At 73.4% G+C, this 22794-nt stretch carries 23 protein-coding genes and 2 riboswitches; of the genes, 12 read left to right on the top strand and 11 right to left on the bottom strand.

The features are described 5' to 3' along the window. Window positions 1-36: 36 nt before the first annotated feature. The 4 genes from ACI6PP_RS18565 to dnaK are packed head-to-tail and all read right to left on the bottom strand — an operon-like array spanning window position 37 to window position 4070. Window positions 37-447, bottom strand: a complete 411-nt coding sequence (locus ACI6PP_RS18565; protein WP_421113110.1) for a heat shock protein transcriptional repressor HspR — start codon at window positions 445-447, stop codon at window positions 37-39. A gap of 5 nt (window positions 448-452) precedes the next feature. Then, window positions 453-1607 (bottom strand): molecular chaperone DnaJ, encoded by a 1155-nt coding sequence (dnaJ, locus tag ACI6PP_RS18560; RefSeq protein ID WP_421113109.1) that lies wholly within the window; start codon window positions 1605-1607, stop codon window positions 453-455. Window positions 1608-1638: 31 nt separating this feature from the next. Next, window positions 1639-2205 (bottom strand): nucleotide exchange factor GrpE, encoded by a 567-nt coding sequence (grpE, locus tag ACI6PP_RS18555; protein WP_421113108.1) that lies wholly within the window; start codon window positions 2203-2205, stop codon window positions 1639-1641. Next, on the bottom strand, window positions 2202-4070 hold the full coding sequence (gene dnaK, locus ACI6PP_RS18550) for a molecular chaperone DnaK (protein WP_421113107.1): 1869 nt from the start codon (window positions 4068-4070) through the stop codon (window positions 2202-2204). The genes grpE and dnaK overlap by 4 nt, the downstream gene beginning before the upstream one ends. 171 nt (window positions 4071-4241) lie before the next feature. On the opposite strand from dnaK, the gene ACI6PP_RS18545 reads away from it, so the two are divergent. Both ACI6PP_RS18545 and ACI6PP_RS18540 read left to right on the top strand, forming a co-directional pair. Next, window positions 4242-5039, top strand: coding sequence for a CatB-related O-acetyltransferase (locus ACI6PP_RS18545; protein ID WP_421113106.1), 798 nt, complete (start codon window positions 4242-4244; stop codon window positions 5037-5039). Window positions 5040-5116: 77 nt separating this feature from the next. Further along, window positions 5117-5797 (top strand): hypothetical protein, encoded by a 681-nt coding sequence (locus ACI6PP_RS18540; protein WP_421113105.1) that lies wholly within the window; start codon window positions 5117-5119, stop codon window positions 5795-5797. Window positions 5798-5903: 106 nt separating this feature from the next. Here ACI6PP_RS18540 and ACI6PP_RS18535 read toward each other — a convergent pair whose 3' ends face one another. From ACI6PP_RS18535 to ACI6PP_RS18520, 4 genes are all read right to left on the bottom strand, one after another. Then, window positions 5904-6602 carry an energy-coupling factor transporter transmembrane component T family protein gene (locus tag ACI6PP_RS18535; protein ID WP_421113104.1) on the bottom strand — a complete coding sequence of 233 codons (699 nt, stop codon included), beginning with the start codon at window positions 6600-6602 and terminating at the stop codon, window positions 5904-5906. Then, window positions 6599-8116, bottom strand: a complete 1518-nt coding sequence (locus tag ACI6PP_RS18530; protein WP_421113103.1) for an ATP-binding cassette domain-containing protein — start codon at window positions 8114-8116, stop codon at window positions 6599-6601. Before ACI6PP_RS18530 ends, ACI6PP_RS18535 begins: the two co-directional genes overlap by 4 nt. Continuing rightward, window positions 8029-8655 (bottom strand): ECF transporter S component, encoded by a 627-nt coding sequence (locus tag ACI6PP_RS18525; RefSeq protein ID WP_421113102.1) that lies wholly within the window; start codon window positions 8653-8655, stop codon window positions 8029-8031. The genes ACI6PP_RS18530 and ACI6PP_RS18525 overlap by 88 nt, the downstream gene beginning before the upstream one ends. After that, window positions 8644-8749, bottom strand: a riboswitch (TPP riboswitch). Its footprint overlaps the gene before it by 12 nt. Before the next feature lie 131 nt (window positions 8750-8880). Continuing rightward, window positions 8881-9279 carry an ankyrin repeat domain-containing protein gene (locus ACI6PP_RS18520; protein ID WP_421113101.1) on the bottom strand — a complete coding sequence of 133 codons (399 nt, stop codon included), beginning with the start codon at window positions 9277-9279 and terminating at the stop codon, window positions 8881-8883. 57 nt (window positions 9280-9336) lie between these two features. On the opposite strand from ACI6PP_RS18520, the gene ACI6PP_RS18515 reads away from it, so the two are divergent. Continuing rightward, complete coding sequence (locus ACI6PP_RS18515) at window positions 9337-9951, top strand: nitroreductase family protein (protein WP_421113100.1); 615 nt, start codon at window positions 9337-9339, stop codon at window positions 9949-9951. Between the two features lie 196 nt (window positions 9952-10147). Here ACI6PP_RS18515 and ACI6PP_RS18510 read toward each other — a convergent pair whose 3' ends face one another. After that, window positions 10148-10705, bottom strand: coding sequence for a cysteine dioxygenase (locus ACI6PP_RS18510; protein WP_421113099.1), 558 nt, complete (start codon window positions 10703-10705; stop codon window positions 10148-10150). Continuing rightward, entirely contained in the window at window positions 10702-11658 is a 957-nt protein-coding gene (locus ACI6PP_RS18505; protein WP_421113098.1) for an amidohydrolase family protein, read from the bottom strand. Before ACI6PP_RS18505 ends, ACI6PP_RS18510 begins: the two co-directional genes overlap by 4 nt. A gap of 187 nt (window positions 11659-11845) precedes the next feature. Here ACI6PP_RS18505 and ACI6PP_RS18500 point away from each other — a divergent pair, with 187 nt between their 5' ends. From ACI6PP_RS18500 to ACI6PP_RS18485, 4 genes are all read left to right on the top strand, one after another. Continuing rightward, complete coding sequence (locus ACI6PP_RS18500; protein ID WP_421113097.1) at window positions 11846-12514, top strand: GOLPH3/VPS74 family protein; 669 nt, start codon at window positions 11846-11848, stop codon at window positions 12512-12514. 49 nt (window positions 12515-12563) lie between these two features. Further along, the gene (locus tag ACI6PP_RS18495; protein ID WP_421113096.1) at window positions 12564-13106 is read left to right on the top strand and encodes a DUF4916 domain-containing protein; all 543 of its coding nucleotides are present in this window, start codon (window positions 12564-12566) and stop codon (window positions 13104-13106) included. 113 nt (window positions 13107-13219) lie between these two features. Continuing rightward, window positions 13220-13284: riboswitch (guanidine-III (ykkC-III) riboswitch) on the top strand. A 14-nt stretch (window positions 13285-13298) separates the two neighbouring features. Beyond that, on the top strand, window positions 13299-13613 hold the full coding sequence (locus tag ACI6PP_RS18490; protein ID WP_421113095.1) for a DMT family transporter: 315 nt from the start codon (window positions 13299-13301) through the stop codon (window positions 13611-13613). Window positions 13614-13696: 83 nt separating this feature from the next. Continuing rightward, the gene (locus tag ACI6PP_RS18485; protein ID WP_421113094.1) at window positions 13697-14650 is read left to right on the top strand and encodes a pirin family protein; all 954 of its coding nucleotides are present in this window, start codon (window positions 13697-13699) and stop codon (window positions 14648-14650) included. Here ACI6PP_RS18485 and ACI6PP_RS18480 read toward each other — a convergent pair. Then, window positions 14647-16515 (bottom strand): ABC transporter ATP-binding protein, encoded by a 1869-nt coding sequence (locus ACI6PP_RS18480; RefSeq protein WP_421113093.1) that lies wholly within the window; start codon window positions 16513-16515, stop codon window positions 14647-14649. The genes ACI6PP_RS18485 and ACI6PP_RS18480 overlap by 4 nt on opposite strands. Window positions 16516-16652: 137 nt before the next feature. Here ACI6PP_RS18480 and ACI6PP_RS18475 point away from each other — a divergent pair, with 137 nt between their 5' ends. From ACI6PP_RS18475 to ACI6PP_RS18455, 5 genes are all read left to right on the top strand, one after another. After that, the gene (locus ACI6PP_RS18475) at window positions 16653-17084 is read left to right on the top strand and encodes an organic hydroperoxide resistance protein (protein ID WP_421113092.1); all 432 of its coding nucleotides are present in this window, start codon (window positions 16653-16655) and stop codon (window positions 17082-17084) included. Window positions 17085-17157: 73 nt separating this feature from the next. After that, complete coding sequence (locus ACI6PP_RS18470; protein ID WP_421113091.1) at window positions 17158-18372, top strand: MFS transporter; 1215 nt, start codon at window positions 17158-17160, stop codon at window positions 18370-18372. Window positions 18373-18393: 21 nt separating this feature from the next. Beyond that, window positions 18394-19458: an alpha-hydroxy acid oxidase gene (locus ACI6PP_RS18465; protein WP_421113090.1), complete on the top strand. Its 1065-nt coding sequence runs from the start codon at window positions 18394-18396 to the stop codon at window positions 19456-19458. Between the two features lie 67 nt (window positions 19459-19525). After that, window positions 19526-19687, top strand: a complete 162-nt coding sequence (locus ACI6PP_RS18460) for a hypothetical protein (RefSeq protein WP_421113089.1) — start codon at window positions 19526-19528, stop codon at window positions 19685-19687. Between the two features lie 187 nt (window positions 19688-19874). Further along, window positions 19875-22424 (top strand): (Fe-S)-binding protein, encoded by a 2550-nt coding sequence (locus ACI6PP_RS18455; protein ID WP_421113088.1) that lies wholly within the window; start codon window positions 19875-19877, stop codon window positions 22422-22424. The last annotated feature ends 370 nt before the right edge of the window (window positions 22425-22794 follow it).

Raw genomic sequence — 22794 nt, 5'->3', positions numbered from 1 at the left:
GGGTCATGACCCTGTGAGGCACCGACAACTTCCGGGTCAGCGGCGGCGGGGGCGGCGCCAGAGGACCATCTGGGCGTCCGCATGGGGGACGTGGACGGGGAGGTTGGGGGTCTGCTGCAGGGCGGCGTGCGCGAGGGCGAGCTCGTCGCTCAGCGCGAGCACCTGCTCCTGCAGCGCGGTCACCTGCTGCTCGAGGTCGAGCACCCGCTTGATGCCCTCCAGACCCAGGCCCTCGGCGCTGAGGCGGGCGACGTCGCGCAGCAGGGCGACGTCGTGCAGGGAGTAGCGCCGCGCACCCCCGCCGACCCGGCCCGGTGACACCAGGCCGAGCCGGTCGTAGGTGCGCAGCGTCTGCGGGTGCAGGCCGGAGAGCTCGGCGGCGACGCTGATCACGAAGACCTTCGCCTCCGGCCCCGGCGGCTCGAACGGCAACCGCGCCCCGGCCATGCCCGTCAGCTCCCGGCGTTCGCGAGACCGGCCCGGGGGTCCGTCCCGCCGCGCGCGGCGCGCAGGCTCTGGACGGCCTCGCGCTGCGACGCGGACAGGTCGGTGGGCACCTGCACCTCGACGGTGACGAGCAGGTCGGCACGCGTGCCGTCCTTGCCCGCCACGCCCCTGCCGCGGGCGCGGAAGGTGCGCCCGTTGGGCGTGCCCGCCGGCACCTTGATGCGGACGGGGGCGCCGCCGAGCGTCGGCACGGAGATCTCCGCGCCGAGCGCGGCCTCGTCGAAGGCCACCGGCACCGTGATGGTGAGGTTGTCGCCGCGCCGCCCGAACAGCGGGTGCGTGGCCACGTGCACCAGGACGAACAGGTCGCCCGCGGGGCCACCGTTCTCGCCCTTGGCGCCCTTGCCCTTGAGCTTGATCCGCTGCGCGTCCTTGACGCCGGCCGGGATGCGCACCTGCATGGTGCGGCTCGAGGTGCCGCGGCCGGAACCGCTGCACGTCGGGCACGGGTCCTCGACGACCAGACCGCGTCCGCGGCACAGGGTGCACGGCTCGGTCATGGCGAACAGGCCACCGGACGCCCCGGTCTGCATGCCGCTGCCCTCGCAGCGGGGGCAGACCTTGGGGACGGTGCCGGCCCGCGCGCCCGTGCCGTGGCACGAGCGGCAGGGCTCGTCGGACGTCATCCGCAGCGGCACCGTGACGCCGTCGACGGACTGCTCGAACGAGATCGACGCCTCGGTCTCGACGTCGGCGCCGCGGCGGGCGGGACGCTGACGCGTCTGACGCCCGGCGCCGCCACCGCCGCCGAAGATGCCGCCGAGCAGGTCGGAGACGTCGAAGTCGGCCGAGCCGCTCCCGCCGCCACCGGGGAAGCCGAAGCCGCCCCCACCGCCGCTGCCGCGACGTCCGGCGAACCCGCCGCCGAACATCGTGCGCTGCTCGTCGTACTCCTTGCGCTTGTCGGCCGACGAGAGCACCGAGTACGCCTCGGACACCTGCTTGAAGCGGTCCTCGGCGGCCTTGTCGCCCGGCTTGGCGTCGGGGTGGTTGTCACGGGCGAGCTTGCGGTACGCCTTCTTGATCTCGTCGGACGTCGCGTCCTTCTTGACGCCCAGGACCTTGTAGAAGTCCTTGTCCATCCAGTCGTTGCTGGCCACCCGTCACCTCCTCCTCGTACGTGTCACCCGGTCAGGCCTGTGCGTCGTCGGCGTCGGCCGCGGGCGTCTCGCCCGGCTCGACCACCGAGACGCGTGCCGGGCGCAGGACGCGCTCGCCGACGCGGTAGCCGGTCTGCAGCACCTTGTCGGCCGTGGGCACCTCGACGTCGTCGGAGTACCCGTGCATCAGGGCCTCGTGGACGTTGGGGTCGAACGGGTCGCCGTCGGCGCCGAACGCCTCGAGCCCGTGGCTCGAGACCGCCTGGCGCAGCGACTCGGCGACGGCCTTGAAGCCGCCCTCGAGCTGGCCGTGCTCGGCGGCGCGGCCGATGTCGTCCAGGACGGGCAGCAGGCTGGTGAGCACCTGGGCCGCGGCCCCCGCCTTGATGACCTCGCGGTCACGGTCGACGCGGCGCTTGTAGTTCAGGTACTCGGCCTGCAGGCGCTGCAGGTCGAGCGTGCGGTCGGCGAGCTCGGCCCGCAGGGCCTCCTCGCCGCCGGCCGGCGTGGAGGGCTGGTCGCCCTCCACGTCCGGCTCGGTGACCGCGTCGCCCTGGTCGGGGTCGGGAGCAGTGGGGGCCTCGTGGTCCGAGGTCACTTCTTCTCACCGTCCTGGCCGGGCTCGTCGTCGACGATCTCGGCGTCGACGACGTCGTCGTCCTGCTCGTCCGAGGAGTCGCTCGAGCCGCCCTGGTCGCCGCCGCCGGCGGCGTTCTCGGCGGCCGCGGCCTCGTACATCGCGGCGCCCATCTTCTGGCTGGACTCGCCGAGCTTGGCCACGGCGCCCTTGATGGCGTCGATGTCCTCGCCCTTGAGGGCCTCCTTGAGCGCGTCGACGTCGGTCTTGACCTCGGTCTTGACGTCGTCGCCGATCTTGTCCTCGTTCTCGGCCACGAACTTCTCGGTCGAGTGCACGAGGGTGTCGCCCTGGTTGCGGACGTCGACGGCCTCGCGGGCCTTGCGGTCCTCGTCGGCGTACTGCTCGGCGTCCTTGACCATCTTGTCGATGTCGTCCTTGGACAGCGCCGAGCCGCCGGTGATCGTCATCGACTGCTCCTTGCCGGTGCCGCGGTCCTTGGCCGACACGTGCACGATGCCGTTGGCGTCGATGTCGAAGGTGACCTCGATCTGCGGGACGCCGCGGGGAGCCGGGGGCAGGCCCGTCAGCTCGAAGGTGCCGAGCTGCTGGTTGTGCGCCGCCATCTCGCGCTCGCCCTGGTAGACCTGGATCGCCACGGACGGCTGGTTGTCGTCGGCCGTGGTGAAGACCTCGGAGCGCTTGGTCGGGATCGTGGTGTTGCGCTCGATGAGCTTGGTCATCACGCCGCCCTTGGTCTCGATGCCGAGGCTCAGCGGGGTGACGTCGAGCAGCAGGACGTCCTTGACCTCGCCCTTCAGCACGCCGGCCTGGAGCGCGGCGCCCACGGCGACGACCTCGTCGGGGTTGACGCCCTTGTTGGGCTCCTTGCCACCGGTGAGGCTGCGGACGACGTCGGCGACGGCCGGCATGCGGGTCGAGCCGCCGACGAGGACGACGTGGTCGATCTTGTCGACGCTGATGCCGGCGTCCTTGATGACGTTCTTGAACGGCGCCTTGGTGCGCTCGAGCAGGTCGCCGGTGATCCGCTCGAACTCCGAGCGGGTCAGGGTCTCGTCGAGGAACACGGGGTTCTTCTCGGAGTCGACCGTGATGTAGGGCAGGTTGATCGCGGTGGACGAGCTGGACGACAGCTCGATCTTGGCGCGCTCGGCGGCCTCGCGGATGCGGGGCATCGCCATCTTGTCCTTGGTGAGGTCCAGGCCGGTGCTGCCCTTGAACTTCTCGACGACCCAGTCGACGATCTTCTGGTCCCAGTCGTCGCCACCGAGGTGGTTGTCGCCGGAGGTGGCCTTGACCTCGACGACGCCCTCGCCGATCTCGAGCAGGGACACGTCGAACGTGCCGCCACCGAGGTCGAAGACGAGGATCGTCTGGTCGGTCTCGCCCTTGTCGAGGCCGTAGGCCAGCGCGGCCGCGGTGGGCTCGTTGACGATGCGGCTCACGTTGAGGCCCGCGATCTCGCCGGCCTCCTTGGTGGCCTGGCGCTGCGCGTCGTTGAAGTACGCGGGCACCGTGATGACGGCGTCGGTGACGGACTCGCCGAGGTAGGCCTCGGCGTCGCGCTTGAGCTTCTGCAGCACGAACGCGGAGATCTGCTGGGGGTTGAACGTCTTGTCGTCGATCTTAGTCGACCAGTCGGCGCCCATGTGGCGCTTGACCGAGCGGATGGTGCGGTCGACGTTGGTGACGCCCTGACGCTTGGCGACCTCGCCCGTCAGCACCTCGCCGTTCTTGGCGAAGGCGACGACCGACGGCGTGGTGCGAGCTCCCTCGGAGTTCGCGATGACGGTGGGTTCTCCACCCTCGAGAACGGCGACGACGGAGTTGGTCGTCCCCAGATCGATTCCGACCGCACGGGCCATGGGTGATTCCTCCTGAAGTGTGGGTGTCGAGACGAGCTCGTCTGCGACCAGTGTGCCGCGGTGAGCGACGGTGTTCAAGTTGGTTGAGTCACCTGTTATCAACTTACGTGCGCCCGGTTCTGTTCCCTCGGGGACGGGGTCGCGCGCGGGTGGTCTGCCAGACTGGCCCGCATGCCCGCCGAGGACGTCGACCCGTCGCTGGTGCGACACCGCGAGGGCCTGCGGCACCGCACGCGCTGCACCCCGTCGGCCGAGCCGCCGGTGTGGTTCATGGGCACCTCGACGGTCGCGGTGGACACCCGCTTCGGCTCCTTCACCTACCTCAAGGACGCGACCATCGAGTCCTGTTCCTCGATCGGCCGGTACTGCTCGATCGCGCCGGGCTTCCGCGTCGGCGAGCCCGAGCACCCGCTGGACTGGCTCAGCACGTCGCCGTTCCAGTACGACGCCGACCGCTTCGGGTGGAGCCCCGAGGCCAGCGACTACGCGATCCGGCGTCCCGCGTACGAGGCCCACGCCGCCGAGCGCGGCCGACCCGCCGTGATCGGCCACGACGTGTGGATCGGCGCCAACGTCGTGGTGCTCTGCGGCGTCACCGTCGGCCACGGCGCCGTGCTCGCCGCCGGCTCGGTGGTGACGCGCGACGTCGCGCCGTACACGGTCGTGGGCGGGGTGCCGGCGCGTCCGATCCGCAGCCGGTTCGAGCCCGGCGTCGTCGAGGAGCTGCTCGACGTCGCGTGGTGGCGGTTCTCGCCGCGGCAGCTCGACGGCGTCGACTTCGCCGACGTCCGGGCCGCGGTGGCCGAGGTGCGGCGTCGCGTCGACGCGGGCCTGGCGCCGTACGAGCCCGAGCTCGTGGTGCTGCACCCGCCGGCACCGCGCGCCGCCCGTCGCCCGTCCGCGCCGCCGCCTCCCCCGGGCCTCGGCGAGCGGCTCCGACGCCGGGCCCGACGCACGCTGCGACGCTGACCCCGACCCCGGGTTGGCCACCGAGGGCGAAACACGGGACGATGGTCCCCACCACGACGCCCCCGCGGAGGACAGCCATGGCGACCACGCCGAGACTCACCGTCGACACCACCGGTGTCAACCACAAGCTCGTGTGGGCCGGTGTCTACATCGGGCTGTTCGGCACCCTGCTCGTCGGGCTCGGCGTGACGATCGCGCCGATGATCTTCTGGATCGTCGGTCTCGTGGTCGGTGCCGTCGGCGGCGTCCTCATGCTCGTCGGCGGCGCGCTGAACGACGTCGAGGTGCGCGAGGGCCACATGCCCGCCTCGGAGATGCGCTCGGAGACCGCGGCGCTGCCGTCGCGCTCGTCCACCGAGCAGCTCGCGCTCGAGTCCGGCCACCAGGCCGGTCCCGTCGAGCCCGGACCCGGCGCCGACCGCCTCGGCGGCATGCTGCTGCTCGGCCTGAGTGCGTGGCTGGTGCTGGCCCCGTACGTCCTGAGCTTCGAGTTCACCCCGGAGGCCGAGCGCGCGATCTACCACGCGATCGGGCTCGCGATCGTGTGCGGCCTGGTGGGCATGCGCACCGTCGCCACCGGCCCCAGCAGGATCGGCTCGGGCCTCGTGGCCGTCGCCGCCGCGATCTTCCTCGTCTACACCCTGGTGCGCCCCGGCGTCGCCAACGCCGACCAGATCATCTTCCTGGTCACCGGCGCCGTCGCCATCCTCGCGGCCGTCCTCGCCGCCACCCCCCGTCGGCAGGTCCAGGTCCTCTGACCCGTCCCGAAGTTTCCCAGGTATACCTGGGAAACTTCTCCTGACACGGAGAATTCTCCAGGTGCCGGGACGGTTTCCCAGGTATACCTGGGAAACCGTCAGCCGGTCAGGACGCCAGCCACGTCGCCACGGGGACGGCGGCGAGGGCGAGGCCGAGGAGGGCGACGGACGTGTCGCGCCGCGTCCAGGGGGCGGGCTCGGCCCACGTCCGGTGGTGCGCGACGGCGAACCCGCGGGCGTCCATCGCGATCGACTGGGTGCTCGCACCGCGCATGGCCGACACCAGCAGCCCGAACGCCAGGCTGACGGCGTGCCGTCCCCGGGCGAGCGGCCCCCGCCCGGGCCCGAGGCCGCGGCTGCGGCGGGCCCGGTCGAGCTGGGCCCACACCGCGCCGAGGTGCTCGAAGCGCTGGAGCGCGGCGGTGAAGGCCGTCACCGGACGGGCGGGCAGGTGCAGGCGCTGACCGAGCTGGTCGCCGAGGCGCACCGGGTCGACGTACGCCGCCAGTACCGCGCCCGGCGCCGCGAGCAGGAACACGCGCAGACCGGCGGCGACCGCCGTGCCGACGTCGCGGCCGCCCAGCAGCCAGGTGGAGTAGACGATCGACACCGACCCCACCGCCACGACGAGCACCCGTCCGAGGGCGCGGCGGGCCGACGGCAGCAGCAGCGCACCGGCCAGCGCGTAGGCCGCGAGCGCGACGAGCCCCGTGCGGACGTCGCGCACCGCGACCGACGCCGGGATCGCCACGACCCCCGCGAGCAGCAGCGCGAGCGGGTTCGCGTCCGGCAGCCACGACCTCACGCGACCACCACCCCGTCGGCCAGGGCGACGACGTGGTCCGCGAGCGCCACGACGTCGTCGTCGTGCGTCACGACCCCGACGGCCGCGCCGACAGCGGACGCGGCGCGGGCCCAGCCGGTGACGGCCGCCCAGGTGCCGCGGTCCTGGCCGACGGTGGGCTCGTCCAGCAGCAGGACGCCCGGACGGTGGGCGAGCGCGGCGGCCGTCGCCAGCCGTCGCTGCTCGCCGCCGGAGAGCCGGAACGGGTCGGCGCCGAGCAGGTGGTCCAGGCGCAGGACGGACGCCACCGCCTCGACGTCGACCGCCCGTCCGCAGCGGCCCGCCGTCAGCGCGATCTCGTCGGCGACCGAGCGGGTGAGGAAGCCGTGCTCGGGGTCCTGCGGCACCCAGCCGACCTGCCGGGCCAGGGCGTGCGAAGCCCACCGGTGCAGCGGACGGTCGGTGCCGCGCACGCGCCCGGCCGACGGCCGCACGAGCCCGGCCAGCACGGCGGCGAGCGTCGACTTGCCCGCGCCCGAGACGCCCGTCAGCGCCGAGACGGAACCGGGTGGGAGGTCGGCGTCGACGCCGCGCAGCGCACGGGTCGTCGTGGGGCCGCGCAGGGTGCGGACGCGGAGGTCGACGCCGACGGCCTCGGCGGCGAGGTGCAGCGGTGCCTCGTCGGGGGCGACGAGCTCGGACGGCACCGCGAGCGGGGTCGGGGCGTCGAGGCCCGGCACCCACACGCCGAGGTCGCCCAGCCGCGACGCGTGACGCGCGACGAAGCCCTCCGGGTCGGTGTCGGCGACGAGCGTGCCGCCGTCGAGGACGAGCACCCGGTGGACGTGCTCGAGCCACGGCGCCAGCCGGTGCTCGACGACGACGAGGGTCGCGCCCGTCGCGTCGGCGGCGGCGACGACGGCCTCGCGCACGGCGGCCGCACTGGCGGCGTCGAGCATCGACGTGGGCTCGTCGAGCAGCAGGGCGTCGGGGCCGAGGGCGAGCACGCCGCAGAGCGCGAGCCGCTGCAGCTGGCCGCCCGACATCGCCCGGGTGGGGTGGTCGACCGGCAGCCCGAGGTCGACGGCGTCCAGGGCGGCGTGGACGCGACGCCAGATCTCGGGGCGCGGGACGGCGGCGTTCTCGGGGCCGAACGCGACGTCGCGGCCGACGGTGGCGGCCACGACCGAGTCGCCGGGGTTCTGCAGCAGCAGCCCGGCGACGCCGTCGCGGACGACCTCGCCGTCGGCGTCACCCGGCACGGAGTCGGTGAGGACGCCGGCGAGCGCGCGCAGCACCGTCGACTTCCCCGACCCCGACGGCCCGGCGAGCAGCACGCGCTGCCCGGCCGGGATCTCCAGGTCGAGCCGGTCGACGGCGGGCGCGCGTCGTCCGAGCGGGGTCCAGGTGAACCCGCGCAGCGCCAGCGCGCCCCGAGGCGGGACGCTCAGACCGTCCGCGCGGCGTGGTGCTCGCGCCCCGCGCCGAACGAGTCGAGCGCGCCCGTGCGGGCGAGCGCGCGGACGAGCAGCCACCCGCCGACCCCGGCGACGACGGCACCGGAGACTGCGAAGAAGCCCATGTACGACAGCCTCCAGAGCGGGTTCCAGTCGCTGTAGTAGGCGAAGCCCTCGTAGAAGCCGCCGATGACGCCCGACAGCGCTCCGGCGAGCACGGCCGGGACGACGCCGAAGCGGCGCCACAGCAGCACGGCCAGGACGAGCTCGGCGCCGAGGCCCTGGACGAGTCCGGACACGACGACGGACAGGCCCCACTGGCTGCCGAGCAGGCCGGACACGACGGCCGCGCCCAGCTCGGTGCCGAGCGCGGCGCCCGGGCGGCGGACGACCAGACCGCCGACGACGCCGGCGAGCAGCCAGGGGCCGTTGAGCAGGCCGCCGGCCGGCGGGAAGCCGATGGCCAGCCCGGCGGTGATGACGGCGTAGAGCTGGTTCCAGCCCCAGAACACGACACCGAACGCGACGCTCAGCGTCGCGACGGTGACCAGGTCGATGGTGCGGTAGCGCAGGAGCGTCCCCAGGTCTGGACGCGGGCGCGCGGGTGCGACGGTCATGTGACTCCCTTCGCCGGTGCTAGCCGGAGCAGGTTCGAGGGTCTGCGGCTGGTCCGCACTCTCAGCGCCGGTCGGCGCTCCCCTGTCGTTGTGCCGCCACCCTACCGCCGTCCGCGTCCGGTGGCCCCTCCTCCGTCCGCGATCTGAAGCCTTGGGGTGCTCAAACCGGCTCGGTGAGCACCCCAAGGCTTCAGATCGCGGACGGGAGGGACGCCGCGGGCGGGGTCAGGAGAAGAGGCCCTCTTTGCCGAACATGCGCGCCGTGGCGCGGGCGGTGGGGCTGCCGGCGTCGGGGTCGGCGCCGGAGCCGAGGAGCACCGAGACGACGTAGTCCTCGCCCTTGAACACCGCGCCCGCGAGCGGGCTCTGGCCGCGGTCGTTGAGCCGGTTGACGTCGGCGCCGGCCCCGACGAGCGTCTGCACCGTGCCGACGTGGCCGTGGTAGGCCGCGAGCATGAGCAGCGTGTTGCCCGACGCGTCGGTGAGGTCGACCGGGACGCCCGCCTCGACGTACGCCCCGAGACGGGTCGCGTCGCCCTCGCGGGCGAGGTCGAACATCTGGTGGGCGAGGTCGAGGAGCTCCGGCGACGGGCCCTCGGCGGGGGTCTCGTCGGTCGCGTCCACGTTCATAGGGTGACCTTACCTGCTGGCGGGCGACCGGAGAACCGCGAGACTGGGCCGATGGAGCTCGTCGAGGCGGTCCGCCGCCGCCGCATGGTCCGCCGGTACGACCCCACGCCCGTGGACCCCGCCGTGGTCGACCGGCTGCTCGACCTCGCCGTGCGGGCGCCGAGCGCGGGGTTCAGCCAGGGCTGGGCGTTCCTGGTGCTGGACCAGCCCGCCGACGTCGAGCGGTTCTGGGCGGTCACGTCGCCGTCGCCGGACGCGGACTCGCGCTGGCTGCGCGGCATGCGCACGGCCCCCGTGGTCGTCGTGCCGATGGCCGGCAAGGACGCCTACCTGGACCGGTACGCCGAGCCCGACAAGGGCTGGACCGACCGGGACGAGTCGCGCTGGCTCGCGCCGTACTGGCAGCTCGACACCGCGATGGCGTCGCTGCTCGTGCTGCTCGGCGCCGTGGACGAGGGCCTGGGCGGCTGCTTCTTCGGCATCCCGGTGGAGCGGCTGGACGCGTTCGCGGAGGCGTTCGGGGTTCCGCCGACGCACCGGCCGATCGGGGCGATGACGCTCGGGCACCCGGCCACCGACGGTGGCGAGGCCGGCCGCGGATCGCGGCGGCGCGGTCGTCGTCCGACCGACGAGGTGGTGCACCGCGGCCGGTGGTCCGCCGGCTGAGCGGTGGGCCGGTGACCCGGCCGGGGCGACGGGGCGGAGCGAGATGCGGAACCCCCGAACCGCATCTGCTCCGTCCTCCGTCGCCGCTGTGGCGACCCCCCAGGGAAGCATCATCAGTATGGATGAGAAATCGGGGGGTCCGCACGCCGAATACCCAAAATTGTTGAGATTGCCGACGCAAACCGTGCCGAACCGGTCAGTCGAGCGGCCTGAGCTCGTCGGCGTAGGAGCGCGAGACGCGCCGCAGCACGCCGTCCTCGGCGCTGTACTGCCCCATCCGCCACAGCGGCGGCGAGTAGGCGTGCACCGAGACGCTGCGGTCGTCCAGGCCCGTCATCCGGTGGATGTGGTCGGGCCCGAACGCCCACGAGCCACCGGTGGTGACGACCCGCTCGTTCGACTCGCCGCCGATCACGAGGTCGTGCTCGACGAGCGCGCCGCTCGCGACGGCGACCGCGCCGCTGGAGACGTCGTGGTCGTGCCAGCCGGTGTCGTTGACGGGCGTCCAGCACAGCAGCCAGACGTCGAGGTGCCCGTCGCGGTGCAGCTGCACGAAGTGGCGGCGGTCGTCGTCGAACGCGACGAGGTCGCGCCACAGGTGGGGGCGCTCGGCGAGGTGGCGGGCGAGGTCGAGGAGCTCGTCCTGCGTGAGGTCACGCTCGGGCAGCGCGGCGACCACCGCGTCGAGGGTCTCGGGCGCCGCACAGACGTCGGCACTCTGGTGGGCGGTCGGGCTGTCGACGACGAGGGTCATGCGGCACTCCTTCGGTCTTCTGGTGCGGGCGGCTGCGCGGGATCGAGCAGCCGACGTGGGTTGGTGCGCGTGAGCGCGTGCCAGGCGGCGTCGCCGAGGCCGGGGTCGCGCGGGTCGGCGTAGGGACGGTCGCTGCCGAGGACGAGGGCGTCGATGCCGAGCACGCGCGCCAGCGCGTCGACGGCGCGCGGGCCGTACGACGAGGTCTCGACGAACACGCCGGGATCGATCGCGCCCATCCGTCCCCCACGGGCGGCGAGGCGCTCGTGGTGCAGCGGGGCCAGCCCGGCGCCGGCACCGAAGCAGACGCGCAGCGACGGCAGCAGCGAGCGTCCGAGGTGGTGCCAGGACCACCAGGACGCCGCCATCTGCGCGGGGTAGTCGACGAGCGGCACCCACCAGGACGGCAGTCCGCCGGTGGCCGCACGGGCGCGTCCGGGATGGACGAACGCCGGCTTGTCGCGCCCCTCGGCCACCGCGAGGACGGGCGCCAGCTGCTCGAGCGCGTTCGGCGTGGCCATGGCGTCCGCGGGCACCTGCACCCCGACGCACCCGGCGTCGAGCGCGGCGCCGAGGCCGTCGAGGTCGGGCTCGACGAGCCCGGTGGACGCCCACGCCCCCAGGCCCGACAGGTCGTCCTCGGCGAGGTCGACGGCGCCGACGTGCCAGACGCCGAACAGGTCGGCGGCCTCGTCGGGCGGGAGGTGCTCGACGCCCAGCGGGCTGGAGAACGCGAGCAGGGCGAGGTCGATGCCGTCCGCGTCGTTCTGGTCGCGACGCGCCTTCGGCGACTCGACGACGAGCTCCGACGGCGGCTCGCCGTCGAGCAGGAGCGTGGTGCCGACCACCCGTGGCGCGTCGACCCGCTCGCGCAGCGCCTCGACGAGGGCCTCGGACCACAGGTGCTGGTGCACGTCCACCGCCGGTGCGGGGCGCGGGTCGTGGTCGGTCACGGCTGGTCCTTCCGGGGCGGTCGACTCAATGTGCATCGACTCTATGGACAAAATCGGGTCTGCAGTCGGGTGTCCAGCATGTGGTCCGACCGTCCGAGGCGCGGTCCCCGGGGTCGTCCTGCGGGGTGACGGCAGGTTCCGTCCCGAGGCGGACGACGCCGACCCCGCGGCGTCCTAGCGTGGACGCATGCTGATCGCCGAGGACCTCCTGCTCCTGCTCACCGACGACGAGACCGGCAAGGTCGCCTCGATGGCGCCCGTCGACACCGGGATCGGTGGCGCGCTGCTCGTCGACCTGGCGCGCGCCGGGCGCGTCACCTTCTCCGGCAAGCCCAAGAAGCCGGTCGTGCACGTCGTCGACGAGGCGCCGCCGGGTCACCCGGTGCTCGACGAGGCCCTGCGCCGGCTCGCCGAGAAGACCGACGAGAAGGCCGAGGCCGCCGTCGACCGCATCGGCAGGAAGGCGAGCGTCGGGCTGTACGAGACGCTCGCAGCACGCGGCGTCGTGCGGCGCGAGGCCGGCAAGGTGCTCGGCCTGTTCCCCACCACCACGTGGCCGGCCGTCGACTCCGCCGCCGAGCGCGAGGTGCGCGAAGAGCTGCACGCCGCGCTCGTCCAGGGCGCGACGCCCACCGAGCGGGCGGCCGCGCTCGCGTCCCTGCTGCTCGCACTCGACCAGCTCGGCCTCGTCGTGGAACGTCCGGACCGCAAGGAGGCCAAGCGGCGCGCCAAGCAGATCGCCGAGGGCGACGCCGTCGGCGACGGCGTGCAGGCCGCCGTCCAGGCCGCCCAGACGGCCGCGATCCTGGCGATCAGCGTCGCGTCGACCGTCACCGTCGCCTCCAGCGGGTCCTGAGGCCCCGCCCGGCACGGCGGGCCGCCCGGCCACCGGACAGAATGGGCCCATGACGTACCTGCGGACCCCCGATCCGAACCCCGGCTGGCTGTCCGACCACGCCCTGGAGGAGGTGCGCGGACAGGTCCCGATGCTCTACGTCGAGGCGGTGCCCGTGCGCGTCGACGCCGGCGGCACCGTCACCGAGGTGGGGCTGCTGCTCCGCGCGTCGCCCACCGGCGAGATGAGCCGCTCGGTCGTCGCCGGACGCGTGCGCCACGGCGAGCTCGTCCGCGACGCCCTGATGCGCCACCTGGAGAAGGACCTCGGCCCCTCGGCGCTGCCCCAGGTGCCCGCCAGCACGGTGCCGTTCGCCGTCACCGAGTACTTCCCGTGGCCCGGCGTCACCACGTTCTCCGACTCCCGTCAGCACGCCGTCGCACTCGGCTACGTCGTGCCCGTCGCGGGCGAGTGCGACCCGCGCCAGGACGCGCTCGAGCTGACCTGGATGTCGCCGTCCGACGCCGCCAGCGACGCCGTCACCTCCGAGCTCGAGGGCGGCCGCGGCCGCATGCTCCGCCAGGCCCTCGCCTCGGTCGGCTGCCTCCCCTGACGCCGATCCGCAGGTTCTGACGCACCCGTCCGCAGGTTCTGACGGCCCCGTCCGCGGGTTCGGACGGTGCCGTCCGTCACCACGAGTGTCTTTCCGACACGACTGTGCCAGAATGGGCACCAGCCACACCGGCACCCGGACGAGGCGACGTACCCGGCCAGCGCAAAGACGTCGACACGGAGGTGTCACGTCATGTCGTGGATCGTCCTGGTGATCTCAGGGGTTCTCGAGGCCGTCTGGGCCACCGCGCTCGGCCGCAGCGAGGGGTTCGTCCGCCTGCAGCCGACGCTCGTCTTCGCCGTCGCGGTCGTGCTGAGCATGGCCGGCCTCGCCTACGCGATGCGCGACCTGCCCACCGGCACCGCCTACGCGGTCTGGGTCGGCATCGGTGCCGGCCTCACCGTCACCTGGGCGATGGCCACGGGCACCGAGCCCGCGTCGCTGCTGCGCATCGGGCTCGTGCTCGGCATCGTCGGCTGCGTGGTCGGGCTCAAGCTCGTCTCCTGACCGTCCGAACCCGCGGACGGGGCCGTCCGAACCTGCGGATCGGGGCATCGGAAGTCGCGGATCGCGGGGTTAGGGTCGGCGGGGTGAGCAACCTCGAGGCCGACGTCACCGAGACCGACTGCCCCGGGCACGACGCCCCGGGCCCGATGGTCGAGCTGCTCGAGTCGCGGGAGGTGCCGCTCGGCGGGGTCCGCGGCGTGAGCGTGCACCGCACGCTGCCGAGCCGGCGCTTCCCGACCGTCGGCGCCTGGTGCTTCGTCGACCAGTTCGACCCCGGCGAGACGACGATGCGCGTGATGCCGCACCCGCACACCGGGCTGCAGACCGTCACCTGGCTCTTCGACGGACGCGTCCGTCACCGCGACACCCTCGGCACCGTGGCCGACATCGTCCCCGGCCAGCTGAACTGGATGACCAGCGGCGCCGGCGTCGCCCACTCCGAGGTCGCCGACGAGTCCGCGGGCGGTGGGCGCGGCCTGCAGCTCTGGGTCGCGCTGCCCGACTCGGCCCGCCACGGCCCGGCCGGGTTCGAGCAGCTGGCCGAGCTCCCCGAGGTCGAGCGCGACGGCATGCACCTCACCGTGCTCGCCGGCACGGTCGACGGCGTGACGTCGCCCGCCCGCACCTTCACGCCGCTGGTGGGCGCGATCGTCACGCTGGAGGCCGGCGCCGAGGTCGAGCTGGGCGTCGACGCCGACCACGAGCACGCCGTCCAGCTCGTCGACGGCGACGCGTCCGCGGAGGGCACCACCGTGCCGCACCGGGCGATGGCCTACCTCGGCACCGGGCGACGGACGGTCCGCCTGCACGCGACCGCGCCCAGCACGCTGCTGCTGCTCGGCGGTGAGCCGTTCGGCGAGGACGTGCTGATGTGGTGGAACTTCGTCGCCCGCACCCACGACGAGGTGGTGCAGGCCCGCGAGGAGTGGGAGGCCGGGAGCGACCGGTTCGGCCACGTCGAGGGCCACGGCGACGAGCGCATCCCCGCGCCGCCGATGCCCGAGGTGCGGCTCACCCCGCGCCGTCGTCGGGGCTAGGCCGCGGTCTCGGCGAACTGCGTGCGGTAGAGCTCGGCGTACCGGCCGCCTCGGGCGAGCAGGCTCGAGTGCGTGCCGTGCTCGACGACGTCGCCGTGCTCGAGCACCAGGATCGCGTCGGCGGCGCGGATCGTCGACAGCCGGTGCGCGATGACGAGCGCCGTGCGCCCCGCGAGCGCCGTCGACAGGGCCTCCTGCACCGCGGCCTCGGAGGTGGAGTCCAGGTGCGCGGTGGCCTCGTCCAGGACGACGACCCGCGGCCCGCCCAGCAGCAGCCGCGCGATCGTCAGGCGCTGGCGCTCGCCGCCGGACAGGCGGTAGCCACGCTCGCCCACCACGGTGTCGAGGCCGTCGGGCAGCGACGCGACCAGCTCGTCGAGGCGGGCCCCGCGCAACGCGTGCCAGATCTCGTCGTCGGTGGCCTCGGGCCGGGCGAAGGCGAGGTTGGAGCGCACCGACTCGTGGAACAGGTGGCCGTCCTGGGTGACGACGCCGACGGCGCCGCGCAGGTCGGCGAACGACAGGTCGCGGACGTCGACGCCGCCGACGCGCACGGACCCGGCGTCGACGTCGTACAGCCGCGGCAGCAGGGCGCCGAGCGTGGACTTGCCCGCCCCGGACGACCCGACCAGCGCGATCATCTGCCCGGGCTCGGCGCGGAAGGTGACGCCGTGCAGCACCTCGACGCCGCCGCGGTCGTCGAGGCGGGCGACGTCCTCGAGCGACGCCAGCGAGACCTGGTCGGCCGACGGGTAGGCGAAGTGGACGCCCTGCATCTCCACCGACAGCGGGCCGTCGGGCAGCCGCTTCGGCGACTCCGGCTCGCGGACGAGCGGCGTCAGGTCGAGCACCTCGAAGACCCGCGAGAACGCCACCACGGCACCCATCACCTCGACGCGCGCGGTGGCCAGCGACGTCAGCGGCGCGTAGAGCCGGGTGAGCAGGAGCGCGAGCGTGACGACGTCGCCGGAGTCGAGGCTGCCGCGCAGCGCGTAGACGCCGCCGAGCCCGTAGACCATGGCCAGCGCGAGCGCCGAGACGAGCGTCAGCGCCGTCATGAACACCGACTGAACCATCGCCGAGCGGACGCCGATGTCGCGCACGCGGTCGGCACGGTCGGCGAATGCGCGCGACTCGTGCTCGGGGCGGCCGAAGAGCTTGACGAGCGTGGCGCCGGGCGCCGAGAACCGCTCGGTCATCTGGTTGCCCATGGCCGCGTTGTGCTCGGCGGCCTCCTGCTGGTTGCGCGCGAGCAGCCGTCCCATCCGCTTGGCGGGCAGCACGAACACGGGCAGCAGCACCAGGGCGAGCAGCGTCACCTGCCACGAGGTGCCGAGCATGACCACGAGCGACAGCGCGAGCGTCACGACGTTGCCGACGACCCCCGACAGGGTGTCGCTGAACGCCCGCTGGGCGCCGAGGACGTCGTTGTTGAGCCGGCTGACCAGCGCGCCGGTCTTGGTGCGGTTGAAGAACGCGACGGGCATCGTCTGCACGTGGTCGAACACGGCCGTGCGCAGGTCGAGGATCAGGCCCTCGCCGATGCGCGAGGAGAACCAGCGCGTCAGCAGGCCGACGCCCGCCTCGAGCAGGGCCAGCAGCGCGATCAGGAGCGCGAGACGGACGACGACGCTGCTCGCGTCGCCGTCGCTGATGGCGCGCACCACGCGTCCGGCCAGCACGGGCGTGGCGACGGTGATGACGGCCCCGACCACGCTCAGCACCAGGAACGTGGCGAGCAGGCGCCCGCGCCGGGGAAGCGCGAACGCCACGATGCGCCGCAACGTGTCGCGCGAGAACGCGTGGCCGACCTCGTCGGCCATGACGCCACGCATCGTGCGGTAGGCGGTGAACTCCATGCTCATCTGGTCATCATCCTCCCGGCCTCCGACAAGGGCCGGACGACCGCGACCGACGCTACGACCTCCACCAAGGTCGAGGTCAACGGGCACCTCACAGAGGTCGGTGGAATGCGTCCGACGGCCCCGCCGTTGGCCCAGGCATGACCACGACACCGGAGAAGATCATCTACACCGCCCGCGCCTCGGCGACCGGCGGCCGCGGCGGCCACGCCACGAGCGACGACGGCGTGCTGGACGTCGACCTCGCCGCCCCGAAGGAGATGGGCGGCGCCGGTGGCGCGACCAACCCCGAGCAGCTCTTCGCCGCCGGGTACGCGGCCTGCTTCCAGGGTGCGCTCGGCGTCCTCGCCCGCACCAAGGGCTACGACACCTCCGGCTCGCTCGTCACCGCCGAGGTGGGCATCGGCCCGTCGAACGGCTCCTACGGACTCGCCGTCAAGCTGATCGTCCAGATCCCCGACGTCGACCAGGCCACCGCCCAGGAGATCGCCGACGCCGCCCACGAGGTCTGCCCCTACTCCAACGCCACCCGCGGCAACATCCCCGTCGAGATCGAGGCACGCCCCCTCTGACGTCCCTGGCATCCCGGACGGACGTCAGCACTGCTCGTCGGTCGTGCCCACACGGTCTGGCACCATCGACCGCATGACGAGACTCCCGTCTCAGCAGACGGACACCGCGTCCCCCGGCGCCGCGCGGCGCTGGGGGATGCTGGGCGTCGGGACGGCCGCGCAGGCCGCCAGCGCGGTCTCGATGCACGGGGCGCCGTTCCTCATCCCGGCCCTGCGCTCCGACCTCGGGCTGACGCTCCCGCAGGCCGGGGCCGTCGTCGCGGCTCCCACCGTCGGCGTGATGCTGACGCTGATCGCCTGGGGCTACGTGGTCGACCGCGTGGGCGAGCGGTTCGTGCTCGTCCTCGGCCTGGTCCTGACGGCCGTCGCGGGGCTCGCGGCCACCACCGCGCAGGGCCCCGTCACCCTCGCCCTCTTCCTGTTCCTCGCCGGCGCCGCCGCGGCGAGCAGCAACTCCGCCAGCGGACGCGTCGTCGTCGGCTGGTTCCCGCCCCGTCGCCGCGGGCTCGCCATGGGCATCCGGCAGATGGCGCAGCCGCTGGGCGTCGGCCTCGCCGCCGTCACGCTGCCCGTCGTCGCCGAGTCGTCCGGCATCTCCACCGCGCTGCTCGTGCCACCGGCGCTGGCGGCCGTCACGGCGGTCGCGTGCCTGGTCGTCGTCATCGACCCGCCCCGCACCGCCCGCGCCGAGGCCACGGACGACGAGGTCGCCAACCCGTACCGGCGCGACCGCTTCCTGTGGCGCGTGCACGGCGTCTCGGTGCTGCTGGTGGTGCCGCAGTTCACCGTCTGGACGTACACGCTCGTCTGGCTCGTCAGCGAGCGCGGCTGGAGCACGGCCGCCGCCGGCACGCTCGTCGCCCTCACCCAGGTGCTGGGCGCGCTCGGACGCGCGGCCGCCGGCCAGCTGTCCGACGTCGTCGGCAGCCGCATGCGTCCGCTGCGCTGGGTGGCCGTCGCCGCGGCGCTCGCCACCGCGGCCCTGGGCGCCGCCGCCGGCCTGGACTGGGCGGTCGCCGTGCCGCTCGTCGTCCTCGCCTCGGTGCTGAGCGTCGCCGACAACGGCCTGGCGTTCACCGCCGTGGCCGAGCGCAGCGGACCGTTCTGGTCCGGACGCGCCCTCGGCGCGCAGAACACCGCCCAGTTCCTCGCCGCCTCGGCGGTGCCACCGCTCGTCGGCACCGCGATCACCGGACTCGGTTACCCCGCGGCGTTCGCGCTCGCGGCACTGGCGCCGGTCCTCGCGATCCCGCTCGTGCCGGTGCGGGACGAGCGTGCGCTGTCCTGACCTCCCCGTAGCGTGACCACCATGAGCGAGCCGCAGAACCTGCGCGACTACGAGGCCCTGGCCGCCGCGGTGCTGGAGCCCGGCGCCCTCGGCTACTACGCGGGCGGTGCCGGCGACGAGCTGACGCTGGCCGACAACGAGGCCTCCTGGGCGCGCTGGGCGCTGCGGCCTCGCGTCCTGCGCGACGTCTCGAGCATCGACACGTCCGTCGAGCTCCTCGGGCGCACCCACGAGCACCCGGTGCTCGTCGCCCCCATGGCCTACCAGCGCCACGCGCACCCCGACGGCGAGCTCGCGATGGCGCGGGCGGCCGCGGCCACCGGGACGACGATGGTGCTCTCGTCGCAGACCACCACGCCGCCGGCGGAGGTCGCGGCCGCCGTCGACGCACCGCGGTGGTTCCAGGTGTACGTGTTCACCGACCGCTCGGTCACCGACGACCTCGTCGCGCAGGCCGTCGCCGGCGGGTACGAGGCAATGGTGCTCACCGTCGACTTCCCGGTCGGCGGGTGGCGCGAGCGCGACCGCCGCACCGGCTTCACCGTCGACCGGCCCGTCGCCCTGAACCCCGGCGGCGGCCCCACGTCCACCGCCGACCTGTTCGCCGCGCACGACCCCACCCTGACCTGGGACGACGTCGAGCGGCTCGCCGCCGACAGCGGCCTGCCCGTCCTCGTCAAGGGCGTGCTCCACCCCGAGGACGCGCGGCTGGCCGTCGGCGCCGGCGCGGCGGGCGTCATCGTGTCCAACCACGGCGGCCGCCAGCTCGACACCGTCCTGTCGGGCTCGGACGCGCTCGGGCCCGTCGTCGAGGCCGTCGACGGCGCCGTCCCGGTGCTCGTGGACGGCGGGATCCGTCGCGGCTGGGACGTCGTCAAGGCGATCGCCCGCGGCGCCGACGCCGTGCTGCTCGGACGTCCCGCGCTCTGGGCCCTGGCGGTGGACGGCGAGGCCGGCGCCACGCACGCGCTGCGCCTGCTGCGCGCCGAGCTCGAGAACGCCCTGGCCCTGGTGGGCTGCCCCCGCGTGCGCGACCTCGACGCGTCGTACGTGGAGCCGGCACCGTGGCCCGGGGCCGTCCGGTGACGATCGTGATGTTTCGGCGACCCTGGCGCGGGGGATGAAGCCCACCAGCCCCGAACGAGGAGACCCCATGCGCAAGCTCTGCAGCACCGTCGCCACCGCCGTCGTCCTGGCCGTCCCGCTGACGGCCGTCGTCGTGGCGAGCGACTCGGCGAACGGGGAGATCGAGATCGTCTCGCACACCACCGGCACCGACGGCGAGATCGAGATCGTGTCCGTCCCCGTCGACTGACACCGCACAACCGCTCGGCCCGGCGCACCCCCGAGGTGGCCGGGCCGACGTGTGGGCACCCTTACTCGGACGGGTGGTGTTACCCGCGGGTAGCATGAAGCCCGTCCAGCACGGCGGCCCTGCGCACCCCTCCCCCGGGGTCTACGGTCACGCCAGGTCCTGAGCAGAAGCACAGCAGGGAGCACACATGCAGGTCGTCGCGATCGTCGTGTCGTTGGCCATCACCCTCGTCGCGGTCGCCCTCGCGGTCGCGGCGGTGCGGCAGATGGTCGGCGTCGTGAGGGTGGGGCAGCCGGCCGTCGGGCGCACCGACGAGCCGGGTCAACGGTGGAAGCACATGTTCACCGAGACCCTCGGCCACACGCGGATGCTGCAGTGGCACTGGATCGGTGTCATGCACTGGTTCGTGATGGCCGGGTTCATCTTCCTGAGCTCGCTCGTCTTCGGCGCGTACCTGCAGATCTTCGACCCGCACCAGGCGTTCCCGGTGATCGGTCACTGGGTCGTCTACGAGTGGCCCGTCGAGGCGCTGTCGTGGCTGACGCTGATCGGCATCGTCTACCTGATCACGGTGCGCCAGAAGAACCACCCGCGCAGCAAGGGCCGCTCGTCGCGCTTCTTCGGCTCGACGTTCTGGCAGGCCTACTTCGTCGAGACCGTGATCCTCGCGGTCGTGCTGTGCGGCATCGTCCTGCGCACGGTCGAGTACGCGATGCTCAACAACGCCGAGTACCTGGCCGGCCACCCCGAGGCGGCCGACGAGGGCACGGTCCTCCACTTCCCCACCACGTTCTTCCTGGGCGACCTGTGGTCCGGCCTGTCGCTGACGACGCTGGAGAACATCACCTTCGCCGTCGCGATGGTCAAGATCGTCATCTCGATGACGTGGCTGATCGTCATCGCCCGCAACATCACCATGGGCGTGGCGTGGCACCGGTTCACCGCGTGGTTCAACATCTGGTTCAAGCGCGAGTCCGACGGCTCGACGGCGCTCGGCGGACTGCGTCCGATCATGGTCGACGGCAAGCCGCTGGACTTCGAGAACATCGAGGAGCTCGACGAGGACGCGCCGCTGGGCGTCGGCAAGGTCGAGGACTTCTCCTGGAAGGGCCTGCTCGACTTCACCACCTGCACCGAGTGCGGCCGCTGCCAGTCCCAGTGCCCCGCGTGGAACACCGAGAAGCCGCTGTCGCCGAAGCTGCTGATGATGGGCCTGCGCGACCACGCCTACGCCAAGGCACCCGGCATCCAGGCCGAGCGCGCCGCGGCCGACGGCGTCGAGGTCGAGCACTCCGACACCATGACCAAGGAGATGGAGCGCCCGCTGATCGGGTCCGAGGACCTGTTCGGCGTGATCGACCCCGACGTCCTGTGGTCGTGCACCAACTGCGGCGCGTGCGTCCAGCAGTGCCCGGTCGACATCGAGCACGTCGACCACATCGTCGACATGCGCCGCTACCAGGTGCTGGTGGAGTCCAACTTCCCCGCCGAGCTGAACCAGCTGTTCAAGGGCCTGGAGAACAAGGGCAACCCCTGGAACATGTCGCCGAACGCGCGGCTGGACTGGACCAAGGGCCTGGACTTCGAGGTCAAGCAGGTCGGCGCCGACATCGAGGACCTCACCGAGGTCGAGTACCTGTTCTGGGTCGGCTGCGCCGGCGCCTACGAGGACCGCGCGAAGAAGACCACGCAGGCCGTCGCCGAGCTGCTCCACATGGCCGGCGTCGAGTTCGCCGTCCTCGGTGACGGCGAGACCTGCACCGGCGACCCCGCACGCCGCGCCGGCAACGAGTTCGTCTTCTCGATGCTCGCGATGCAGAACGCCGAGGTGCTCAAGGAGACCAAGGCCACGAAGGTCGTCGCCACCTGCGCGCACTGCTTCAACACCCTGAAGAACGAGTACGGGGAGTTCGGCACGCAGCTCGAGGTCGTCCACCACACCCAGCTGCTCAACCGCCTCGTCCGCGACGGCAGGCTCTCCCCCGTCGCGCCCGGCCCGAACGCGGCCGAGACCGGCAAGACCATCACGTACCACGACCCCTGCTTCCTCGGCCGTCACAACCAGGTCTACGAGCCCCCGCGCGAGCTGCTCGGCGTCATCCCCGGCACCACCTTCGCCGAGATGCCCCGCAACTCCGAGAAGTCCTTCTGCTGCGGCGCCGGCGGCGCACGCATGTGGATGGAGGAGAACATCGGCGAGCGGATCAACGTCAACCGCACCACCGAGGCCGTCGCCACCGGCGCCGACCAGATCGCCGTCGGCTGCCCCTTCTGCCGCGTCATGCTGTCCGACGGCCTCACGCTGCAGCAGTCCAAGGGCGAGGCACGCGAGGAGGTCGAGGTGCTCGACGTCGCGCAGATGCTCCTCGCCTCGGTCAAGCGCGCACCCGAGGACCCGGCCGTCGACCCCGTCCAGGCCACCGACGCCGAGCCCACCGCGGCCGACGCGGCCGATGACGACTCCGTCACCGACCACACCGCCGTCGGCGCCGCCGCCGCGGCCACCGCGACCGACGCTCCGACGCCGGACTCCTCCGACGTCGCCGACCTCGACGAACCGTCCACCGGCGCACCCGACGCGTCCGACGCCGAGGTCGCGGCCGAGCACGACGTCGAGATCGATGCCAAGGGCTCGGCGAGCGACGAGTCGACCGCGCACGGCCTCACCGCCCCGGCCGAGGCGGGCGCCGACGAGTCCTCCGACTCCGACGACGAGGGTGACGCCCCGAAGGCCTGACGGTTGCCTCTTCGACGGCCCCGCTCCCTCCTGGAGCGGGGCCGTCGGCGTTCCCCGCTCCTGTGACGAGGGCGCAGCGAGGACGGCGTCGCGGCCGGCGCTGTCGTCCTCGGGCCGGCGGTGGGTATGGCCCCACGTTCGGGCTGATCCTGGGGCCGTACCCACCGCCAGGTGCCCCAGCCACCCTCGGCGGTGGCCCACCCACCACGTTCGGGGTCGAGGTGGTGGGTGGGGCACCGGCACGTCCGCCGCGTCGTGGGTGGGACACCTGCACGGCTGGGGGACGGGCAGCGAGGACGGCGTCGCGGCCGGCGCCGTCGTCCTCGGGCCGGCGGTGGGTATGGCCCCACTTTTGGACTGATCCTGGGGC

It is taken from the genome of Solicola agrisoli (assembly GCF_049059935.1).
Taxonomy (GTDB): Bacteria; Actinomycetota; Actinomycetes; order Propionibacteriales; family Nocardioidaceae; genus JAURVT01.
Note: the sequence above shows the minus strand (reverse complement) of the source record. Positions and strands in the feature narration are given on the sequence as shown.

Coding starts and splice junctions, on each gene's coding strand:
- ACI6PP_RS18515 (WP_421113100.1), top strand. CDS start 9,337: ATGGAGCTCGTCGAGGCGGTCCGCCGCCGCCGCATGGTCCGCCGGTAC.
- ACI6PP_RS18475 (WP_421113092.1), top strand. CDS start 16,653: ATGACCACGACACCGGAGAAGATCATCTACACCGCCCGCGCCTCGGCG.
- ACI6PP_RS18545 (WP_421113106.1), top strand. CDS start 4,242: ATGCCCGCCGAGGACGTCGACCCGTCGCTGGTGCGACACCGCGAGGGC.
- ACI6PP_RS18495 (WP_421113096.1), top strand. CDS start 12,564: ATGACGTACCTGCGGACCCCCGATCCGAACCCCGGCTGGCTGTCCGAC.
- ACI6PP_RS18500 (WP_421113097.1), top strand. CDS start 11,846: ATGCTGATCGCCGAGGACCTCCTGCTCCTGCTCACCGACGACGAGACC.
- ACI6PP_RS18525 (WP_421113102.1), bottom strand. CDS start 8,655: ATGACCGTCGCACCCGCGCGCCCGCGTCCAGACCTGGGGACGCTCCTG.
- dnaK (WP_421113107.1), bottom strand. CDS start 4,070: ATGGCCCGTGCGGTCGGAATCGATCTGGGGACGACCAACTCCGTCGTC.
- ACI6PP_RS18465 (WP_421113090.1), top strand. CDS start 18,394: ATGAGCGAGCCGCAGAACCTGCGCGACTACGAGGCCCTGGCCGCCGCG.
- ACI6PP_RS18460 (WP_421113089.1), top strand. CDS start 19,526: ATGCGCAAGCTCTGCAGCACCGTCGCCACCGCCGTCGTCCTGGCCGTC.
- ACI6PP_RS18510 (WP_421113099.1), bottom strand. CDS start 10,705: ATGACCCTCGTCGTCGACAGCCCGACCGCCCACCAGAGTGCCGACGTC.
- ACI6PP_RS18490 (WP_421113095.1), top strand. CDS start 13,299: ATGTCGTGGATCGTCCTGGTGATCTCAGGGGTTCTCGAGGCCGTCTGG.
- ACI6PP_RS18455 (WP_421113088.1), top strand. CDS start 19,875: ATGCAGGTCGTCGCGATCGTCGTGTCGTTGGCCATCACCCTCGTCGCG.
- ACI6PP_RS18565 (WP_421113110.1), bottom strand. CDS start 447: ATGGCCGGGGCGCGGTTGCCGTTCGAGCCGCCGGGGCCGGAGGCGAAG.
- ACI6PP_RS18480 (WP_421113093.1), bottom strand. CDS start 16,515: ATGAGCATGGAGTTCACCGCCTACCGCACGATGCGTGGCGTCATGGCC.
- ACI6PP_RS18470 (WP_421113091.1), top strand. CDS start 17,158: ATGACGAGACTCCCGTCTCAGCAGACGGACACCGCGTCCCCCGGCGCC.
- ACI6PP_RS18540 (WP_421113105.1), top strand. CDS start 5,117: ATGGCGACCACGCCGAGACTCACCGTCGACACCACCGGTGTCAACCAC.